This window comes from Mesorhizobium sp. M1E.F.Ca.ET.063.01.1.1 (assembly GCF_003998155.1).
Taxonomy (GTDB): domain Bacteria; phylum Pseudomonadota; class Alphaproteobacteria; order Rhizobiales; family Rhizobiaceae; genus Mesorhizobium.
The window spans coordinates 1-4,352 of record NZ_RZSC01000514.1; the positions used below are offsets into that span (position 1 = coordinate 1).

A 4,352-nucleotide genomic window follows, 5' to 3' on the forward strand; every position below is an offset into this window, starting at 1 on the left:
GCGCGGGGTCGCCATTGGCGTTGAGCGCAAGCGTGCCGACCTGCGGCTTGAGACGCGCGGCGACATGGTCGATCAGCCTGGCTTTGCCGAGCGAAAGCAAGGGCTTGTCGCCGCCGCCCATCCGGCGCGACCGGCCTCCCGCCAGGATGATGCCCGCAACGCTTCGGTCCATCGGACCTATATGCCGTCCGGCGCCATGTCGGGTCCAGCGCTTTCGGCGGCAGTCTGCCGCCGGCCGACGACGCGCTCGCGATAGAGCGCGTAGAGGCCGGAGCCGATGATGATCGCGGCGCCGATGATCATCGGCAGGTCGGGGATGTCGCCGAAGATGACGAGGCCGAGCAGGATCGACCACAGCAATGCGGTGTAACGGAAGGGCGCGATGAAGGAGATGTCGCCCGAGCGCATCGCCATGATGATGAACTGATAGCCGATGAGCACCAGCACCGCAGCCAGCGCCAGCAGTGCTGTCGCGTCGGCGCTCATCGGCGTCCAGCCGCCCATCGGCGACAGCAGCAGCGCGCCAAGCACGGTCATGGCCAGCGCCGTCGCCGTCGACACCAGCATGGTCGGGATCGCATGCGGGATGCGCTTGGTGGCCAGGTCGCGCACGGCGCAACAGACGACGCTCGTCAGCGCCAGCAGCGAATAGGCGCTGAAACCCTCGAAACCCGGCCGCACGATGATCAGCACGCCGGCAAAGCCGACGGCGATGGCGAGCCAACGCCGCCAGCCGACGCCTTCGCCGAAGAAAAGCGCGGCCCCCATCGTCACGGCCAGCGGCAGCGCCTGCAGCACGGCCGAGACATTGGCGATCGGCAGGTGCGCCAGAGCGACGAGGAAGGAGACCGTGGCACCGGCCTCACCGGCAACGCGCACGGCCACCATCGGCTGCAGCATGGCGCGGGGATCGGCAAGCGCGCCGCGCCGCCAGGCGAGCAGGCCGACGAAGAGCGACGCGAAAGCGCCCCGCACGAACATGACCTGCGCCATGTTCATCGATTCGGACGAGAATTTGGTGATCGCGTCGTTGAGCGTGAAGCCGATCATGGCCACGACCATGAACAGCGCGCCGCGAAGATTGGGCGAGAGAGGCAAGGGCGTTTCCAATTATTCTTGGATCAAGCCTCTAGCAGGCAAGTGGGAAACAGCAACGTCAAAGAAATGGGCCACAGCATCTGCTGCGGCCCAGCTTTCGGGAAAACAGTGGGCCTTATTTCTTCGGCGTCAGCGTCTCGGTGCCGTTGCCATCCTTGCCAGCGATGGTCCAGAGCCCGTGCAGCGAGCCGTCGTCCTCTACCTTGTAGACGACGAGGCCGATTTCCTTGCCCATCACATAGCCTGCCGAAAAGGCATTGTCGTTGCGCATGCAGATGCCGTCCGAGGACGAGCCGCCGGTTTCCCAATGGATGGTGCAGGTCGTCTCGCTGGTCAGCGTGATGGTTGCCTCGCCGTCGTAGGACGAGCCGTCGAAATTGGTGCCGGAAACCGTGTAGGTGCCGCCGATCGACTGGGCCACCATCGCCAAAAGCCTGCGCGGGCCTTGAGCTCGGGCGACACGCCGCAAATAAACCTTCCGCAATGGCCTCCGCCCGATTTACCGCTGACCTGTTCCGGCCTAGCTTTCGAGCGCGATTTTTTCGCTCTAAGGGGGAAAGTTCATATGCCGGCTGCCGGCATCGAAACGACGCCAAGCATTGCAAGCGAAAGCATGAATTTGCCACCGCCTGCACCTTTCCCGACGAGATTTTCAGCGACCGCTTGCCTGAGCCTGAAAACGGCGACGGGCAACAATGGCTGAGCGCCGACGGCGCCAGCCTGACCTGCTCCGGTATCTACAACGTCGATAACGACACACCGAAAAGCTTCGTCGACGACGAAAAGGCGAACACCGGACCCGGCTACAAGGTGACCTACGGCAAGACCGGTAAGAACTGGGCGGTGCTCTCCGGCGTCAAGGGCGACAAGGTCTTCTACGAGCGACGCCTGTTCGGAAAGGATGGCGTCATCCGCACCGTCTGGATCGAATATCCCTCCTCGCTCAAGGCGAAATACGATCCCCTGGCAGGCTGCCGAAGCGCGCATTGACGTAGGTGAACGGCTTCGCGATTGCCGTTGTCGTGACGATTGCAAACAACGACGACAAGGCGATCGCCAAAGGCGCTCCCTGGATGAGATGAAGACGCTTCATGGTGCCCCCAAGGTCAGTGACCAAAGGTGATCCTGCACCAATTTTCGGAAAAAATCAGCCGCCGGTGACGCTCATATGGCGAGATACCGAGGGACGGCTGGTGCGGCGGTCGATGATGAAATCATGGCCCTTCGGCTTGCGCCCGATCGCCTCGTCGATGGCTTCGCCGACCAGCTCGTTGCCTTCGGACGCACGCAGCGGCGCCCTGAGGTCGGCTGCGTCTTCCTGGCCGAGGCACATATAGAGCGTGCCTGTGCAGGTCAGCCTCACGCGGTTGCAGCTCTCGCAGAAATTATGCGTCATCGGCGTGATGAAGCCGAGCCGGCCACCGGTCTCGGCGACCTGGACGTAGCGCGCAGGGCCGCCGGTCTTATAAGGGATGTCGGTCAACGTGAACTGGCGCTCCAGCGAGGCGCGCAGCAGCGACAGCGGCAGGTATTGGTCGGTGCGGTCGGCGTCGATCTCGCCCATCGGCATGGTTTCGATGACGGTGAGGTCCATATCGCGGCCATGCGCCCAGCGCAGCATCTCGGGGATTTCGGCGTCGTTGAAGTCGCGTAGCGCCACCGCGTTGAGTTTGACCTTGAGCCCGGCCGCCTGCGCGGCGTCGATGCCTTCCATGACCTTGCCGAGATTGCCCCAGCGGGTGATCTGGCGGAACTTGTCGGCATCGAGTGTGTCGAGCGAGACGTTGATGCGCTTGACCCCACAGTCGGCGAGTTCCGCCGCAAAGCGCGAGAGCTGCGAGCCGTTGGTGGTGAGCGTCAGCTCTTCAAGCGCGCCGCTCTTGAGATGGCGCGACAACTGACGCACCAGATGCATGATGTTCTTGCGCACCAGCGGCTCGCCGCCGGTCAGCCTGAGCTTTCTCACGCCCTTTTCGATGAAGACGCCGCAAAGCCGGTCGAGCTCCTCGAGCGACAAGAGGTCCTTCTTCGGCAGGAAGGTCATGTCCTCGGCCATGCAATAGGTGCAGCGGAAATCGCAGCGGTCGGTAACCGACACGCGCAGATAGCTGATCGTGCGACCGAAGGGGTCGATCATGTCCATTTGCAAGCGTTTCCCATGGCCTGAGCGGCGTCGTTATATACAGCTATGTGATACGATCCAACCGCGCATTCAAGATAGAAGGTCTTGATCTTTGGTAACATTCCCCGACCGACATTCTCTGTCGGCGGCCTTGCATGGCCTTTCAGCGTCGCGCAAAGCAGCGTAGGGAAGGGCGCGACTCACGCAGGACCAGACATGACGGCGCCAAAGGAACTGAGGGTCTCGAAGGACCGCAGGCTGCTCACCGTGACTTTTCCCGGGGATCAACCGTTCGAATTGCCGGCGGAGCTTTTGCGCGTCGCCTCGCCCTCGGCGGAAGTGCAGGGCCATTCGCCTGAACAGCGGGTGACCGTGCCCGGCAAGCGCAACGTCGCGATCCTCAAGATCGAGCCGATCGGCAATTACGCGGTGCGGATCACCTTCGACGATTTCCACGACACCGGCATCTTCACCTGGAACTATCTCCACACGCTCGGCCATGAGAAGGACGAGCGCTGGAATGCCTATCTCGCCGAACTGGCCGAGAAGGGGCTCAGCCGCGATCGCTAGCCCGGGCGCAGGTCCAAATTTGGCGATCGGCTGTCGTCAAGGCGTCACGGACATAGAGTAGCGCCGGCAAAAGGTCAGGAGGCGAAAAGATGTCGCTCATCACGTCGGTCGAACAGCTCGAAGCGCTCTACGGGCTGCCTGGCGAGGCCTCGATCGTCAAGGAACTCGACCATGTGATCCCCGAATATGCCGCCTTCATCGAGGCCTCGCCCTTCGTGGCGTTGGCGACCAGCGGGCCGGAAGGGCTGGACTGCTCGCCGCGCGGCGATCTTGCCGGCTTCGTGCGCCTCGTCGATGAGAAAACGCTGATGATGCCCGACAGGCGCGGCAACAACCGTGCCGATTCGCTGAAGAACATCATTCGCGATCCGCGCGTCGGGCTGCTTTTCCTGGTGCCCGGCTCCGGCACGACGCTGCGCGTCAACGGCCGCGCCCACATCACCACCGATGCCGGGCTTTGCGCCTCCTTCACGGTCGACGGCAAGCCGGCCCGGTCGGTCACCGTCGTTGCGGTCGACACCGTCTATTTCCAGTGTGCCCGCGCCATCGTGCGCTCCGATCT

The 4,352-nt window shown here is 63.1% G+C and carries 7 protein-coding genes; 3 read left to right on the forward strand and 4 right to left on the reverse strand.

The features are described 5' to 3' along the window. The 3 genes from EOA29_RS26730 to EOA29_RS26740 form a co-directional block, all read right to left on the reverse strand. On the reverse strand, nt 1-172 hold a 172-nt coding region (locus EOA29_RS26730; protein WP_148669388.1), incomplete at its 3' end, for an NTP transferase domain-containing protein. Nucleotides 173-177: 5 nt separating this feature from the next. Continuing rightward, nucleotides 178-1,098: a DMT family transporter gene (locus EOA29_RS26735; protein WP_126093930.1), complete on the reverse strand. Its 921-nt coding sequence runs from the start codon at nt 1,096-1,098 to the stop codon at nt 178-180. A 115-nt stretch (nt 1,099-1,213) separates the two neighbouring features. After that, nucleotides 1,214-1,522: a hypothetical protein gene (locus EOA29_RS26740; RefSeq protein WP_126093931.1), complete on the reverse strand. Its 309-nt coding sequence runs from the start codon at nt 1,520-1,522 to the stop codon at nt 1,214-1,216. Nucleotides 1,523-1,761: 239 nt separating this feature from the next. Between EOA29_RS26740 and EOA29_RS26745 the strand changes: the two genes are divergently transcribed. After that, the gene (locus EOA29_RS26745; RefSeq protein WP_245464677.1) at nt 1,762-2,088 is read left to right on the forward strand and encodes a hypothetical protein; all 327 of its coding nucleotides are present in this window, start codon (nt 1,762-1,764) and stop codon (nt 2,086-2,088) included. A gap of 157 nt (nt 2,089-2,245) precedes the next feature. Here EOA29_RS26745 and moaA read toward each other — a convergent pair whose 3' ends face one another. Then, nucleotides 2,246-3,241, reverse strand: coding sequence for a GTP 3',8-cyclase MoaA (moaA, locus tag EOA29_RS26750; protein ID WP_126093932.1), 996 nt, complete (start codon nt 3,239-3,241; stop codon nt 2,246-2,248). A gap of 195 nt (nt 3,242-3,436) precedes the next feature. Here moaA and EOA29_RS26755 point away from each other — a divergent pair, with 195 nt between their 5' ends. Further along, the gene (locus EOA29_RS26755) at nt 3,437-3,790 is read left to right on the forward strand and encodes a DUF971 domain-containing protein (RefSeq protein WP_126093933.1); all 354 of its coding nucleotides are present in this window, start codon (nt 3,437-3,439) and stop codon (nt 3,788-3,790) included. A gap of 89 nt (nt 3,791-3,879) precedes the next feature. Then, nucleotides 3,880-4,352 (forward strand): MSMEG_1061 family FMN-dependent PPOX-type flavoprotein (locus EOA29_RS26760; protein WP_127221838.1); only part of this gene is annotated, 473 nt, incomplete at its 3' end.